Here is a 14,857-nt window from a genome sequence, read left to right as displayed (position 1 = left end):
TTCTTCCAAAAGAACCTCCCGCTCCTTAATTGGAGGGGAGGTTCTTTTTAGTTAGTGAGGGTTTTTGTATCTTCCACAATTTGTTCAAACGGGACTTCTGTGTCCCCTTTATATTTCTTCACGACCATTCCTTCTTCGTTGATCAGGTAAAAGGCTGTTCCATGAATGACCTGATCGTTCCCTTCCGTTTTTACTGCAGAAGTTTTGAAGCTCTCTTGAGCGAACTTTGCAATTTCTTCCTGGGTGTACTCGGTAATGAAGGACCAATTACTATGGTCAACCCCGTATTTCTTACCAAATTCTTTTAATACTTCTGGAGAGTCTACCGTCGGATCTACACTGAAGGATACAATTTCAGCTTCGACGCCTTCTTCTTTTAACTGCTCTTGAACTTTTACCATATTACGGGTCATGGGCGGACAGACCGTATTGCAGTTGGTGAAGATGAAATTCGCAAGCCAAACTTCTCCTTCCATATCATCGGTGGAAAAGCTTTCCCCTTCTTGTGTCGTTCCTTCAAAAGACTGGACTTCCCAATCCAGCGTATTTTCAAGTTCATTTGATCCGCAAGCAGCCAAGAAGATGGCCGTTCCTGCGAATAAGCTAAGTAATAGAAAACGTTTCATTTTGTTTCCCCTTCCGGACAATATGATACAGGTCTAGTTTACGCCTGCGTGAGAGTAAGGTCAATCGAACCTTAATATATTCGGTAAATGGACATAATTTCAGTCCCTATGGGAATGCTAAGGTTCCATGAATATCGATTAGGGGATGAAGAGCCATGCCTTATTTTACGGAAAAATCCGGGGCGCAATTATTTTATGACGATCGAGGGAATGGGGAAGCCATCGTTTTTATCCACCCACCTGGAATGGGAAGGAAAGTATTCAAAATGCAGCACTCCCTTGCAAGGGAGTTTCGTCTCATTATTCCTGATCTCAGTGGAAACGGGGATTCTGAAGTGATTTCCCATGCGCCTGATGTATCCATGTATGCAAGGGAGGTCGTCCAACTCCTTGATCATTTGAACCTCGACCAAGTTGTAGTCGTGGGCTATTCTTGCGGAGGCATGATCGCACAGGAATTCGCACTCACTTTTCCTGAACGTACAAAAGCGGTCATTCTTGCAGGAGGTTTCCCGAAGGTAGCCACAGGTGGACTACGGTTTGAGTTTTTAGGAGGGATGTACTGGGTGGATAAAAGCCCGGAGACGCTTGCCAAATTACTTAGCCATTCCCATTTCAAAGATGCCGATATTAAACGTGAACTGAATGAACATATGGCGAAGTCCGATCCGGAATGTTGGTACACCTATTACAATCGTGCCCTGTCTTTTGATTGCAGCGGCCGGTTAGACAAGCTTACTCAACCTCTATTACTCGTGTACGGCAATAAAGAGTTTTGGATTAATGAACACTCCAAATACTACAGTGTTTGTCCAAAGGTGAAGATGGAAGTGATCGAGCATGCGTATCACCAGACCCCGGCCACACACTATGATCGTTTCAATGATGCATTAACTCGTTTTGTTCATGAAGAAATATAAAAAAGCAGAGGAGCGACATCCTCTGCTTTTTCCTATTTGTTCAAGTCGAAGGTATGGCCCAATTTGTGAGCGTAAACCATCTTATTTACAGTAACGGTGATTTCCTTTGCGTTTCTTAGTGCAGGAGACTGGAAGTGGATGTCTCCTCTATTATCGTGCCCCCAAATATTAGCCTCTGTGGTTTCGCCTTCATTCGTAACGACTTCTACAAATTTCTCCCGTTCTTCCTGGAGGCTGTTCATCGGGGCGAGTTGAGCACCGACCAATTTTTCTTCTTGATCCGCTTCATGGGGTTCATATTTGAGTTGAAGATTCATATTGGTTCCGGAAAATGAATCGACCTGCTCAAGGATGATATCTGTGTTGTGAGCTTCTCCTACCTTTTCATTTAGAACAACAGATTCATTTGAATGGTCTTTAAACTGAGTCATATCGACGGTGAACGAATAAGGGGTATCATCATGGATGTGAAGAGACCCAAGTTCAAGGCTCACGGCTTCTGTAAGTGGTTCTGATGGCGGCTGGAACCAGGCCTCATACACATTTTCTTCTTCCGTCTCGTTTAGATAAAGCCTGACAGGGTGTTCGGATCCTTCCTCCGTTTTTATTAAAGCATGCACGGACTGACCAATTTCTTTCCCTTCTGCCTTTATCTTCATTTTTACGTAGCTTGAGGCCACGCCGATATTGACGGATGTCGGTTCCACTGTGACCAGGTCATCTGCGTACACCTCGTCTGTTGTATAACTTTGAAGCACATGTCCATCCTTGTCATGGAAATAACGGACAGGCATTCCTTTAGTTTCGATCGTACGGTGATCGATCCGAAGATTGAAGGAAGTTAAGAACTCTTGATCATAATCCTTTATATCATGGGGGTCAAAATTATACCCCCATTCCTCCGTAATGGGAGGGAGCTGAAGGAGACCGTACACTCGATTTTCAAACACAACCGTATCCCTGGGGTGGAGGGGTTGCGAATGCTGCTGAAACGATTGTTGATCGCTCCCATTCATGGACTTGATGTTTATACTTTCTACAGATGGCGGCTGAACGAGGTACTTGGTTTCTTCATCATCGCTATCTTTTCTCGTTAATGCAGAAAGGTCGATGCTGTACAAAACATGAATGGTGGTCCCGCTGTGCCACACCTCGTTGATCTGCATCCGTCCATCTTTATCAGGAATTGAAGTGGACTCCTGCGGGCGGACGGTTAATCCCTTTTCCCTTGCTAGTGATAAACCGTGAATACGCTCTTCATAAAACTCATGGACCTGTTCAAATGTATCGACTTCACGCCATTGAAGAGGGAATTCTTCAAGGTCCACTGATTTGGCTTTTCTCATCGGTTTAGAATCGGTACTATGAGCCAACTTTTCTTCACTACTGTCTGTGAAAAAGTAGGCCCCTATGGCAAAAATCATCAAAGAAACAATGATTAAAATCCACTTGCTCTTGTTGGTGCCTTTCTTCATATGTAAATAACCCTTTCTTTTGGTTTGTTTCTAAACACTTACATGGTAAAGGGGCGGAGGGGAATGGCGAGACTCCTGCGGGAACAGAGTGCTAGGTGAGACCCCGCAAGGCGTCAGCCTGAGGAGGCTCATCGCGCTCCCGCGGAAAGCGAGTCATTCCCCGCAGCCCCATCCACTCAACAAAAATATCTCAAGCCTTCCACAACCCTGCCATATTTTTTCATAACCTTAAAAAAAGTCCGTTCTAGAGATTCTTGTAAAAATTTGTAGGTGGTGTTTCACTCATATGATAACAGAATTTTCGGTCATTAAGGGAAGAAAGCACTAAAAAAGTGATCTCGAAATCGAGATCACTTTCTTAATCTTCATCATCAGAATAATGGTGGTAGAGAGCTTCGCTTTCAGAATGAACTTCCGAATCATCTGCTTGATGGGAGAAGGATTGGTTGTAACTTAACTTTCGGTTGAACACTTGCGCCATTTCATTCGTCTGCTCGACAGTACCACGTCTTTGTTTTTTCTGTTTCATAAAAATTTCCTCCTTTTTGAGTAGTTTTCCTCGTGAAGAAAGGATTAAACTTTAGTTCTAATTTTCCGATATTTAGGAAGAGGGAATAAAAATTTTTGGAGTAGGTGAACGGAATGGCTCGGATTATTGAACATCCTTGGAATACACTTAAGCAGCTTTCCATTCCAGTAAACCTGTACCGGCGAGTCTTGTGAATAACTAAAAAAGGAGGGAGATCGATGTTTTTTTGTGTACTTGCTTCCTGCCTCTTTGTTATTCTTTGGTGGAATAATCTACTTCCTAGGGGAAAGTAAGAAAAAGAAACATTGGAAAAGCTTAGGGATGGGGCTATGGCCACGACAATCATTCAATAGGTCCGACCTTTATTTGAGGGTCTTTAAATGGTATAACTCAAGGGTTTTCATAACAGCAACATCCACATAAAGTTGTCTCATGCTCAGAGTGTCACGCTCTGAGCTATTTTTGTTCTATGTTTAGAGGGTTTTGGAGAAAGAGTGTTGGAATTTCAGAGAAATAGGGAGGGATACATATGGCAGAAATGTTAACAATTTTTGATGAAAAAGAACAACCGATTGGAGTGAAGGAAAGGGACAAAGTACATCAGGACGGGAATTGGCATGAAACGTTCCATTGTTGGATGTTCCGCGCGGAAGGGGGAAGTATCCATCTATTGCTTCAACAAAGAGCTGACCAAAAGAAGGACTTCCCGAGACTGTTTGATATTACCGCTGCGGGGCATATCGAAGCGGGGGAGGATGTGCTTCTGGCTGGTGTCCGGGAAATCGAGGAAGAAGTCGGCTTGAAGGTTGCGGCCGAAGATTTGATCCATCAAGGTGATTTCAAGGAGGAACTGAAGGGTGGGGCTCTCGTAGACCGGGAAATTTGCCGGATCTATCTCCTTCCATGGGTGAAAGATATGTCCTTTACCATCGGAGAAGAGGTGCAAGATATTATATCTGTCTCACTAACTGATATGGAAGAGTTGATGGATATGGAACGAAGCGTGAAGGGCATCTCTATTCTAAGTGGTGATGAAAAAGAAGTGACTCGGAAAAATCTTGTCCCTCATGAAAAAGAATATGAGCGGTATGTTTTCCAAGCGATACGCAGATATGTCGCAAAACTTTGACAATATTCCTGCTTGTTCTATATAATTTCTGATTAAGTGAAGAGAGAGGGGACAAACGATGACAAATACATCTTTTGATACGAAAATAGTTCACCATAAAGCGGATCAAAGTCTTGTGCCGAATAGCAAAAGTACACCGATTTACCAGACATCCGCTTTTACTTTCAAAGACTTGGATCACTTGGAAAGCTATTATGAGGGAAACAGTCCCTATTTATATACGAGAGAGCGGAACCCCAATACAGATGAACTTGCGGGAACCGTTGCGGAACTGGAAGAAGCGCCGGCCGGAGTGGCGTCTTCATCTGGAATGTCAGCCATCCTTGCCGGCATTCTCGCGGTTGCAAAGCCGGGGGATCATATCGTTGCCGCAGAGGATGTTTATGGAGGGTCCCACAAGCTGATCACCAAAGAGCTGTCCACGTTCGGCATTGATGTGACGATGGTTTCTTTTTCAAATCTGGACGAGGTTTCAGAGGCGATCACAGAGCAAACGAAGTTGCTTTATACGGAATCGATTTCTAATCCTTTTTTACGTTTGGAGGATCTTGAAGGCTTAGTCGCGCTTGCTCATAAAAAGAATGTGAAAACGATGGTGGATAATACGTTCGCCACCCCATACTTATTGCAGCCGTACACGCAAGGAGTCGACCTTGTCGTCCATAGTGGAACGAAGTATATTGGTGGACATAGTGACGTGACGTGCGGGGTGCTGGTCGGAAATGAGGATTTGATTCAGGCTGCTACCCAAAAAATTGTCACGTTTGGTGCGAATCTCAGCCCGTTTGAAGCCTGGCTGACTCAACGGGGAGCAAAAACTTTAGGTCTTAGAATGAAAAAACAATCATACAATGCAAAACAGGTAGCAACAGCCCTTGATGAGCATGATGCCGTCCGTACCGTCTATTATCCTGAAAAGGTATCGGAAAGAGGGAACGGAGCCATTGTGACGATCGAGCTTAATGATTCGATTGACATAGAGGCGTTTTTCAGATCGCTCGGATGGGTGAAAATCGCCCCTACGTTGGCGGGAGTGGAAACGACGGTTTCTTATCCTGTACGTACATCGCATCGTGCGTTATCGGATGAGGAACGTGAGAAGATCGGCATCAATGATTATGTCATTCGTCTGTCGATCGGTATTGAAGATCATAAAGATATAATTGAACAGCTGAAAAAAGCGATCGCAGATTCAAAAAGTTAAATTTTCTAAAATGATTGACTTTTCTGATTGTTATCCGTTATAATTCTCAACATACTCAATCAACTGCATACATCTCTTATCAAGAGAGGCTGAGGGAATAGGCCCTGTGAAGCCCGGCAACCTTCAAACATCGGTTTGAAAAGGTGCCAAGTCCTACAGATCAGATTGATCTGGTAGATAAGAGGAGGAAACGAAATGACAAACCCTCTTCTTATTTGGAAGAGGGTTTTTTGCTGTTCGGAAAAAGGTTTATGGACATTTTTTTTGCTTAAAGCCAACTATATCTATAAGAATAGAAAACTTTTGAGGAGGAAATATTCATGACGAATTCATTTGAAAGCTATGATGTAGACACGATTTCTTTACACGGAGGGCAGTCACCAGATCCGACAACAGGATCTCGAGCGGTTCCGATCTACCAAACGACCTCCTATGTTTTCCATGACACAGAACATGCCCAGAGCCTTTTTGCTCTCGATGAGCCTGGAAATATCTATTCCCGAATCGGAAATCCGACCGTCGATGTTTTTGAAAAAAGAATGGCTCTTTTGGAGGGCGGAGTCGCTTCTGTTGCGACGGCTTCTGGAATGTCGGCCATTGCTCTATCCATTCTGAACATAGCAGGATCCGGAGACGAAGTGGTTGCTGCTGCGAACCTTTATGGCGGGACTTATAATTTATTTGCTAACACTTTACCGCGGTATGGCATTAAAGTTCATTTTGTTGACCCGGAGGACCCGGAAAACTTCCGACAAGCCATTACAGATCGGACGAAAGCTGTTTTCGCTGAAACGATCGGAAATCCAAGCCTGCACGTGCTGGATATTGAAAAGGTAGCGGCCGTCGCTCATGACCATAACCTTCCGCTTCTAATCGATAACACATTCGCCACCCCTTATACATGCCGGCCGATTGAGCACGGTGCCGACATCGTCATCCACTCCGCGACGAAATGGATCGGGGGGCATGGGACGGCTATTGGAGGAGTTGTCGTAGATGGAGGGCAGTTCAATTGGGGGAACGGTAAGTATCCGGTTTTCACAGAGCCTGATAGTAGTTACAACGGAATCGTTTATACCGCCGACTTTGGGACACTTGCCTATATTACGAAACTGCGTGTCCAGCTGCTTCGCGATTTTGGATCGTGTTTGAGCCCGCAAAATGCTTTCTTGTTATTGCAAGGATTAGAGACGCTGCATTTACGTGTCGCCCGTCACGGGGACAATGCCCAGGAACTCGCGGAATACTTACAAGGACACCCTGATGTGGAATGGGTTTCGTACCCAGGACTTCCTACACATCCAGCTCATGAATTAGCCAATCGTTACCTTGATGGAGGGTATGGTTCGATCGTAAACTTTGGCATTAAAGGCGGGCGGGAAGCCGGCAGACAAGTGATCAATAACATTTCACTATGGTCTCATGTAGCGAATGTCGGGGATGCGAAATCATTGATCATCCACCCTGCGTCAACGACACACCAGCAATTGTCCGTTGAAGACCTTGCTGCAAGTGGAGTGACGGAGGAATTGATCCGCTTATCCATAGGACTTGAATCGAGCAAGGATTTGATCAACGACCTTGATCGTGCTATTGCGAAAGCGACCGGAAGAGAAACAGAACAAACAGCGATTACTGAAAATGACGAAGGTGTCATCAAATGGGCATTGAGCTCCTCAAAAACCCAAGAAGATGGGGGAACACGTCCAAAGCGTTTGGCAGTTGTAGGGTTGAGCGGGAAGCCTTCACGTCCGAGCCATCGTCTAGCAAAAAAAATGCAGAGGCTGGGGTATCAAATCGTCCCCGTAAACCCAAGAGAAAAGGAAGTACTTGGAGAGAAGGCGTATCCAGACCTGAAATCGATCCCATTCAAAGTCGATGTCGTGCAAGTGTTCCGCAGTCCAGAAGCAGCCATTGAAATTGCTAAGGAAGCAGCAGATATCCGGCCGGACGTTTTCTGGCTGCAAGAAGGCGTCATCGCACCGAAGGCGGCCCAGATCGCAAGTGAAGCAGGGCTTGAAGTAGTCCATAACCGTTGTACTTATAAAGAGGCCCAGCGGTTACGAGGAACGATTGATACGTACGCTTGTGAAATCTAAAAACCAATAAACAGAGGAGAATGTAACATGGGACTAAAGAAAACGTTCATCACTATAGGGTTGCTTGCGACATTGGGTTTGGTGGGTTGTTCAGGAAATGCAGAAGGGGAGAGCGGATCACCAGGCAAAGTGACGCTCGACTATGCGTATTACTCCCCTACGAGTCTTGTATTGAAAGAACAAGGTTTCGCGGAAGAGGTTTTTGAAGATGAGGGGATAGAAGTCGAATGGGTCCTCAGCCAGGGGAGTAACAAAGCCCTCGAATTCCTGAATTCAAGCAGTGTCGACTTCGGTTCGACCGCCGGCGCAGCGGCTCTGATGGCGAAAGCAAATAACGCCCCTGTAGAATCTGTTTATTTATATTCCAAGCCCGAATGGACAGCACTTGTTACGAATCCTGATTCCGGAATATCGTCTGTAGAAGATTTGAAGGGAAAGAAGGTTGCGGCGACGCTCGGAACGGATCCATACATTTTCTTAGTCCGCGCACTTAAGGATCACGGGCTTTCCACCGATGACATTGAGCTTGTGAATTTGCAGCACCCTGAAGGAGCATCGGCACTGACGAATGGAAACGTTGATGCTTGGGCAGGGCTCGATCCTCATATGGCTCGCAATGAATTGGAAGGCGGGGCAGAACTTTTCTACCGGAAGCCGGAGTTTAATACTTACGGAACATTGAATGTTCGGTCAGACTATGCAGAAAATCACCCGGAAATTGTTAAACAAGTGATTGAAGCCTACGAGAAAGCAAGAAAGTGGACAGTCGATCATCCAGATAAAGCAGCAGAAATCCTTGCCGAAGAAGCGGGGCTGGATTTGGAAGTAGCGAAGAAGAGTCTGGAAAGGAATGACCTATCAAATCCTGTGCCAGGGGATGCACTTAGAGAAACTGTGCTCGGAGCGGGTCAAGTACTCCAGGAAGAAGAAGTCATCAAGGCAGACGTCGATATTGAAAAAATTACAGAAGAACTCATCAATCCGAAATACGCACAAGAAGTGATTGAATAAAAGGAGGAAACACGTTTATGTCCAGTCGTACAGAAGCGACCGTCCGTCCGGCATCCAAGGGAAAGAAAACACGTGTTTCGGTGAAGGGAAACCTATCCGGTTCATGGCTGGGTCTAATTCTGCCTGCTTTTATCATCCTTTTGTGGGAGTATGCGTCAAGGGCGGGGTGGGTGGCCCCCCACTTGCTTCCTTCTCCAACGATCGTCGTAGATGAAATGTCATCCATGGCTCAGGATGGGGAGCTATGGGGGCATATCACCATTACTCTCTATAGAGTTTTTGCTGGCTTTCTCGCAGGTGCCCTGGCTGCTGTCATTCTCGGTGCAGCGACAGGGTATGTGAAAGTGATTCATCAGTTGCTTGATCCTATGTTGCAAGCGCTAAGAGCCATTCCGTCTCTGGCCTGGGTTCCATTATTCATCTTGTGGATCGGCATTGGAGAAGCTTCCAAAATCACGCTCGTGGCTGTGGGTGTTTTCTTCCCGGTGTATTTGAATTTGACTTCGGGCATCCAGGGAATTGATCGGAAGCTGATTGAAGTGGGTAGGATCTATAATTTTTCAAGTTTGCAGCAAATCAAGAAAATCATTCTGCCAGCTTCCTTGCCTTCTTTCATCGTCGGTTTAAGAAGCGGGCTGAGTCTTGGGTGGATGTTCGTGGTTGCAGCTGAATTGCTCGGTGCAAGCCAGGGCCTTGGTTATTTGATGGTGTACGGACAGAACACCTCAGCTCCATCACTCGTCATTGGGAGCATCATTCTATTTGCCATCTTCGGTAAAATCACGGATGAAATGTTGAAGAGAATTCAGGTTAAAACACTGAAGTGGCAAGACAATTTGGAGAATGCGTCATAAAGGAGGGTGTCTATGTTAGCTGTCGATCATGTATCCCGTACCTTTCAAAACGGGAAAGCAGGGTTCAAGAATATTGATTTGCAGTTACGGAGAGGAGAGGTTGTGGGTGTCTTAGGAACGAGTGGGTGTGGCAAAAGTACACTGCTGCGTGTCCTCTCCGGTCTGGACTCGCAATATGAAGGGAGGATACGTACGGAAGCAGAACGTCCTGAAGAAGCCTTCGGGATGATGTTCCAGGAGCCCAGGCTCATGCCGTGGTTAACCGTTTTGGATAATGTGAGGTTCGGTTTTTCTAAGAAGGATAAGAAATCAGAGGCTTTGGAGTTGATTGAAACGGTAGGACTGCAGGGGTTTGAAAAACATTATCCGAAAGACCTGTCAGGTGGAATGGCCCAGCGTGCAGCGATTGCCAGATCTCTGCTCAGTCAACCGGATATCTTGCTTCTTGATGAACCCTTCAGTGCCCTCGATGCATTTACAAAAATGCAGCTGCAAGATTTACTTTTGTCGATATGGGAAAAGCGCAAAACGACGACCCTGCTCGTCACCCATGACATTGATGAGGCGCTTTATTTATGTGACCGGATCGTGATCATGCGTGGGCAGCCGGGGCAGATAGAATCTGAAATTTTCATCAACCGGCCGAAACCTCGGAAAAGAGGAGATGCCCATCTTGCGGAGTTGAAAGAAGAAGTATTGAAAGAATTGGATTTCACCAAATCATAAGGAGGATCAAGGATCATGGCAGCAGCGATCATTCCACCGCAATCTGCAAGTTACAACATTGAGACAGAATGGTTGGAAGGGGAGCCTTTTGACTGGAGTACGGTACACGCACGTTTCACATGGAATGTGACAGGTAAAGTGAATATGGCTTATGAATGTATCGACAGGCACGTTGATGAAGGAAAAGGGGAGCGGAATGCTTTACACTACATCTCAGAAGAAGAGGAATACACCTACACCTTCTCTGAACTGAAAAGAGAAGTGAACCGCTGGGCGAATGTGCTGCTTGATCATGGTGTGAGAAAAGGGGATTTCGTATTCGTCTTTTTACCAAAACATCCGCATTGTCACATCGCGATGTTTGCAGCGATCAAAATCGGAGCGGTGGTCGGTCCATTATTTGAAGCCTTTATGGAAGAAGCGGTAAAGGACCGCATCAATGATTGTGAAGGGAAATATTTAATTACAGAGGATTCGTTTCTGGATCGAGTGAACAGAGAAGAGATCCCCAGCCTGACCACGATCTTTACCACGAATAAAACAGGAGGAGTGAATCCTTCCATTACCAGGGAAGCGGAGAAGGCGAGCGATGAACTCGAAACGGTGTGGGTGGACCTCGATGACGGGCTTAACATTCATTACACGAGTGGATCGACGGGAAAACCGAAAGGGATCATCCATGCCCACCGAAACATGATTCAGCAGTATCAGACGGGCCGTTGGGTGTTGGATCTTAAAGACGACGATGTGTACTGGTGTACCGCACACCCCGGATGGGTCACGGGTACGGTTTATGGAGTATTTGCCCCTTTGTTGAACGGGGTGACTACGGTCATTCATGGAGGACGTTTTTCAGCAGAAGCATGGTATGAAGTTTTGGAAAAGGCTGAAGTTTCTGTATGGTACAGTGCGCCCACCGCATTCCGGATGCTGAAAGGCGAGCCCAAAGACATGCACGCTCACTATGACCTTTCTTCTTTACGTCATATTTTAAGTGTCGGAGAACCGCTCAACCCTGAAGTCATTCACTGGGCATACCAAACATGGAAATTAAGAATTCATGATACATGGTGGATGACAGAAACAGGGGCCCAGCTGATTGCTAACCTTCCCACTCGACCGATTAAACCCGGGTCCATGGGAAGGCCGATTCCCGGAATCGAGATTGATATCCTTAATGAAGAAGGTCATCCTCTTCCACCGTATGAAACAGGGCATCTAGCCATTCATTCTGCCTGGCCGTCCCTAATGAAAGAAGTGTGGAAGAACCCGATTAAATTCGCTTCGTACTTTCCGTTTGGAGAAGAGTGGTATTTAGCTGGCGATTTAGCTTACGTGGATGAGGAAGGTTACGTCTTCTTTCAAGGGAGAAGTGATGATATGATCAACTCTTCCGGAGAACGTATTGGTCCTTTCGAAGTGGAGAGTAAACTACTTGAACACCCTGCTGTACGTGAATCGGGAGTTGTTGGAAAACCCGATCCAGTGCGTGGAGAAATCGTGAAAGCTTTTATTGTTGTGAATGAAGGGTTTGAAAAAGGTGACGACCTTTTGAACGACCTCAAGCGTTTTGTGAAAACGGAGCTTGCCGCCCACTGCGCTCCAAAGGAAATTGAATTTATCGAAGAGCTACCAAAAACACAAATCAGTGGGAAAGTTTTACGGAGAGAATTGAAGAAGCGGGAAAAAGTGGATTCTTAATAAAGAACGGCCGTCACACAGGCGGCCGTTTTTTTATGCAACGGGATAATATTATATGCAAACATAAAGCGGAATTCATGAATATGTAATAAATTCTAAACATTCTCATAATCTAGAAATGACTATGAATCTCGCGGTTTCAATGGCCATTGAAAGTTGTACAACACCGTTTGGTACATAGTTGTATAAGAAACTACCAGCAAATTCTATTCAATTTTCAATCATTCTATGTTATAATTTATAAAGCACATTTACACCCGCGTTGGTTGCAACCATCTATGTCGAGCCTGAAACACACTCATATCACGGCTCAAAGGTACCGAATCCCATACTGTAAGTAAGTCTTTTTTTAATGCTTTGATGACATGGTTGGGAACATGTCGACTTTGAAATTTTTCACTTTTTAAACAAAATAATAAGTAAGCGTTTTCATAATGTTGTAGGAGGTAACTTCATGAAACTAACAACCAAGATTTTTATAGGTTTGATTCTTGGTGCTATTGTAGGCTTGGGTCTGCATTTAGCTGCACCGGATCTGTTCAGTACGTTAGATGCTTATGTTTTCGGTCCTTTAGGTACGGTATTCTTAAATCTTATTAAAATGCTAGTTGTACCAATCGTGTTCTTTTCTATCACCTTAGGTACCGCTTCTCTTGGTGATCCGAAGAAGTTAGGTAGAATCGGTGGGAAAACCATCGCATTCTTCCTTGTTACAACGACAATTGCGATCAGTATCGCTATTTCCCTTGCGTACGTTTTCCAGCCTGGGAATATTGACATCAATCCAGAGGGTGCAGAGTATGAAGCTCAGGAAGCACCTGGCGTCGTTGAAACATTTACAAACATTATTCCGACAAACCCAATTCAGGCCATGACGGAAGGGAACATGCTTCAAATCATCGCCTTCGCTATTTTCATCGGTTTCGCACTTGCGATGCTCGGTAAGAAGACAGAAGGGATTTACAAGCTTGTCGAACAAGGAAATGAAATCATGATGTTCCTTGTAAACCTAATCATGCGCTTTGCTCCTTATGGTGCCTTCGGTCTCCTTGCTTCTGCAATCGGAACAATGGGAATTGATGGCATGAAAGGAATGGCGATGTACATGGTTGTCGTCATCTTAGGATTGATCATCCACGGAGTCGTCACATACGGTTCTGCGGTCGCATTCCTTGGGAAAATGAACCCAATCAAGTTCGTCAAAGGGTTTTTCCCTGCGATGACGGTCGGTTTCAGTACATCAAGCAGTAGTTCTACGCTGCCGATTTCTATGAAAACAGCTCAGGAAAACTTGAATGTACCGAAGCCTGTCAGTAGTTTCGTCCAGCCTTTGGGTGCAACCATCAACATGGATGGTACAGCAATCATGCAGGGTGTAGCGACGATTTTCATCGCTCAAGTCTACGGTTCTGACCTTTCTTTTGCGCAATTGGTTATGGTCGTCCTGACGGCGGTTCTTGCGAGTATCGGAACTGCGGGAGTTCCTGGTGTAGGACTGATCATGCTTGCGATGGTTCTTAACCAAGTGTCCCTGCCAGTCGAAGGTATCGCTTTAATCATTGGTATCGACCGACTGCTTGATATGTTACGTACATCCTTGAACATCACGGGTGACGCAGCATGTGCCGTCGTAGTCGCTGAATCAGAACGAAAATATGGCATCGATGAAGATGCCAAACGTATGGAAGCATAAAGCATAATCAACAAAAGTGCAACCTTTTTGGTTGCACTTTTTTTATTTTATTCAACAAACTGGCAGAGTTGTGGAAGGCTCAGTTTCGAGACTTTTGTTGAGTGGGTGGGGCTGCGGGGAATGACTCGCTTTCCGCGGGAGCGCGGTGAGCCTCCTCACTCTCAGGCTAAGCATTAAGGGGTCTCACCAAGCACTCTTTTCCTTTAAGATATCCGGTTCCGGCGCCTAGCGGCTAGTGAGACTTCCCTCGCTTCTGTACGATAAGTCAACATCGAATCACTTCGTTCTTCGGGTTTCCTTTATCTCCGCCAGCTCAGTCCAGTCCATACGCCGCTGATTGAGGCGCCTCCACACTTAAGATAGGAGTCTCGCCATTCCCCTCCGCCCCTAGGCTATATCAGTTTCTCGAAACCACTTCTCGGCAACTCCTCTAGTATACTTAAACAAAGTGAATAATATAAAGTTGTCTCCAGTGGTGATTCTCAGCGTGAAAGGCCTGACAGAGCACTTTATGTATGTTTTTGGGTTGGGGTGGAAGACGTTCCCCATCTTGGTATAGGAGTTCGTTTCTCACATACATCGAATGGGGTGGTTGGGAAGCTGCGAGACTCCCGTGGGAATGGATTGGCTGGCGAGACCCCACAGAGCGAAGCTCGAGGAGGCTTGCCGTCATCCCCACAGGAAAGCGAGTAGCTTCCCAGCCACCCCTGATGCCCACACGGCAACGAACCCTAAAAGTATCTCGAAACTGAGTCTTCCAAAATCGGGAGTGTTTGTGGAAGTTGGGATTATAATGTGTCTGGCTGTGTGATTCATGCAGCCGGACTTTTTTTATGGGAAGCTTCTGGATTTGTTGTTGGGACACAAAGGGTTTTGGGTGGGAAAGCGGA

General features: G+C 45.6%; 12 protein-coding genes and 1 riboswitch. Of the genes, 9 read left to right on the top strand and 3 right to left on the bottom strand.

The features are described 5' to 3' along the window. Window positions 1-47: 47 nt before the first annotated feature. Entirely contained in the window at window positions 48-626 is a 579-nt protein-coding gene (locus GLV98_RS17730) for an SCO family protein (protein ID WP_160917379.1), read from the bottom strand. A gap of 155 nt (window positions 627-781) precedes the next feature. On the opposite strand from GLV98_RS17730, the gene GLV98_RS17725 reads away from it, so the two are divergent. Next, window positions 782-1,546: an alpha/beta fold hydrolase gene (locus GLV98_RS17725; RefSeq protein WP_160917378.1), complete on the top strand. Its 765-nt coding sequence runs from the start codon at window positions 782-784 to the stop codon at window positions 1,544-1,546. Window positions 1,547-1,578: 32 nt separating this feature from the next. Here GLV98_RS17725 and GLV98_RS17720 read toward each other — a convergent pair whose 3' ends face one another. Together GLV98_RS17720 and GLV98_RS17715 are read right to left on the bottom strand one after the other, a co-directional pair. Further along, window positions 1,579-3,021, bottom strand: coding sequence for a hypothetical protein (locus tag GLV98_RS17720; protein WP_160917377.1), 1,443 nt, complete (start codon window positions 3,019-3,021; stop codon window positions 1,579-1,581). A gap of 358 nt (window positions 3,022-3,379) precedes the next feature. Then, the gene (locus GLV98_RS17715; protein WP_160917376.1) at window positions 3,380-3,550 is read right to left on the bottom strand and encodes a hypothetical protein; all 171 of its coding nucleotides are present in this window, start codon (window positions 3,548-3,550) and stop codon (window positions 3,380-3,382) included. A gap of 529 nt (window positions 3,551-4,079) precedes the next feature. Here GLV98_RS17715 and GLV98_RS17710 point away from each other — a divergent pair. From GLV98_RS17710 to GLV98_RS17675, 8 genes are all read left to right on the top strand, one after another. After that, entirely contained in the window at window positions 4,080-4,679 is a 600-nt protein-coding gene (locus tag GLV98_RS17710) for an NUDIX hydrolase (RefSeq protein ID WP_160917375.1), read from the top strand. 58 nt (window positions 4,680-4,737) lie between these two features. After that, window positions 4,738-5,883, top strand: a complete 1,146-nt coding sequence (locus GLV98_RS17705; RefSeq protein WP_160917374.1) for a trans-sulfuration enzyme family protein — start codon at window positions 4,738-4,740, stop codon at window positions 5,881-5,883. Between the two features lie 73 nt (window positions 5,884-5,956). Then, window positions 5,957-6,067: riboswitch (SAM riboswitch) on the top strand. Between the two features lie 136 nt (window positions 6,068-6,203). Beyond that, window positions 6,204-7,982: a PLP-dependent aspartate aminotransferase family protein gene (locus tag GLV98_RS17700; RefSeq protein WP_160917373.1), complete on the top strand. Its 1,779-nt coding sequence runs from the start codon at window positions 6,204-6,206 to the stop codon at window positions 7,980-7,982. A gap of 27 nt (window positions 7,983-8,009) precedes the next feature. Further along, window positions 8,010-8,993 carry an aliphatic sulfonate ABC transporter substrate-binding protein gene (locus GLV98_RS17695; RefSeq protein ID WP_160917372.1) on the top strand — a complete coding sequence of 328 codons (984 nt, stop codon included), beginning with the start codon at window positions 8,010-8,012 and terminating at the stop codon, window positions 8,991-8,993. A gap of 17 nt (window positions 8,994-9,010) precedes the next feature. Further along, on the top strand, window positions 9,011-9,847 hold the full coding sequence (locus GLV98_RS17690) for an ABC transporter permease (protein WP_160917371.1): 837 nt from the start codon (window positions 9,011-9,013) through the stop codon (window positions 9,845-9,847). 12 nt (window positions 9,848-9,859) lie between these two features. After that, entirely contained in the window at window positions 9,860-10,573 is a 714-nt protein-coding gene (locus GLV98_RS17685) for an ABC transporter ATP-binding protein (RefSeq protein WP_160917370.1), read from the top strand. A gap of 15 nt (window positions 10,574-10,588) precedes the next feature. After that, window positions 10,589-12,274, top strand: coding sequence for an acetate--CoA ligase (gene acsA, locus GLV98_RS17680; protein ID WP_160917369.1), 1,686 nt, complete (start codon window positions 10,589-10,591; stop codon window positions 12,272-12,274). A 454-nt stretch (window positions 12,275-12,728) separates the two neighbouring features. Further along, a complete protein-coding gene (locus GLV98_RS17675) occupies window positions 12,729-13,967 on the top strand; it encodes a dicarboxylate/amino acid:cation symporter (RefSeq protein ID WP_160917368.1) in 1,239 nt (412 codons plus the stop codon). Window positions 13,968-14,857: the final 890 nt, after the last annotated feature.

This window comes from Halobacillus litoralis (assembly GCF_009856415.1).
In the GTDB taxonomy this organism is placed as follows: domain Bacteria; phylum Bacillota; class Bacilli; order Bacillales; family Halobacillaceae; genus Halobacillus; species Halobacillus litoralis_C.
This window is presented reverse-complemented; position numbering and strand designations above follow the sequence as displayed.

Coding starts and splice junctions, on each gene's coding strand:
- GLV98_RS17705 (WP_160917374.1), top strand. CDS start 4,738: ATGACAAATACATCTTTTGATACGAAAATAGTTCACCATAAAGCGGAT.
- GLV98_RS17725 (WP_160917378.1), top strand. CDS start 782: ATGCCTTATTTTACGGAAAAATCCGGGGCGCAATTATTTTATGACGAT.
- acsA (WP_160917369.1), top strand. CDS start 10,589: ATGGCAGCAGCGATCATTCCACCGCAATCTGCAAGTTACAACATTGAG.
- GLV98_RS17685 (WP_160917370.1), top strand. CDS start 9,860: ATGTTAGCTGTCGATCATGTATCCCGTACCTTTCAAAACGGGAAAGCA.
- GLV98_RS17710 (WP_160917375.1), top strand. CDS start 4,080: ATGGCAGAAATGTTAACAATTTTTGATGAAAAAGAACAACCGATTGGA.
- GLV98_RS17730 (WP_160917379.1), bottom strand. CDS start 626: ATGAAACGTTTTCTATTACTTAGCTTATTCGCAGGAACGGCCATCTTC.
- GLV98_RS17720 (WP_160917377.1), bottom strand. CDS start 3,021: ATGAAGAAAGGCACCAACAAGAGCAAGTGGATTTTAATCATTGTTTCT.
- GLV98_RS17700 (WP_160917373.1), top strand. CDS start 6,204: ATGACGAATTCATTTGAAAGCTATGATGTAGACACGATTTCTTTACAC.
- GLV98_RS17690 (WP_160917371.1), top strand. CDS start 9,011: ATGTCCAGTCGTACAGAAGCGACCGTCCGTCCGGCATCCAAGGGAAAG.
- GLV98_RS17695 (WP_160917372.1), top strand. CDS start 8,010: ATGGGACTAAAGAAAACGTTCATCACTATAGGGTTGCTTGCGACATTG.
- GLV98_RS17715 (WP_160917376.1), bottom strand. CDS start 3,550: ATGAAACAGAAAAAACAAAGACGTGGTACTGTCGAGCAGACGAATGAA.
- GLV98_RS17675 (WP_160917368.1), top strand. CDS start 12,729: ATGAAACTAACAACCAAGATTTTTATAGGTTTGATTCTTGGTGCTATT.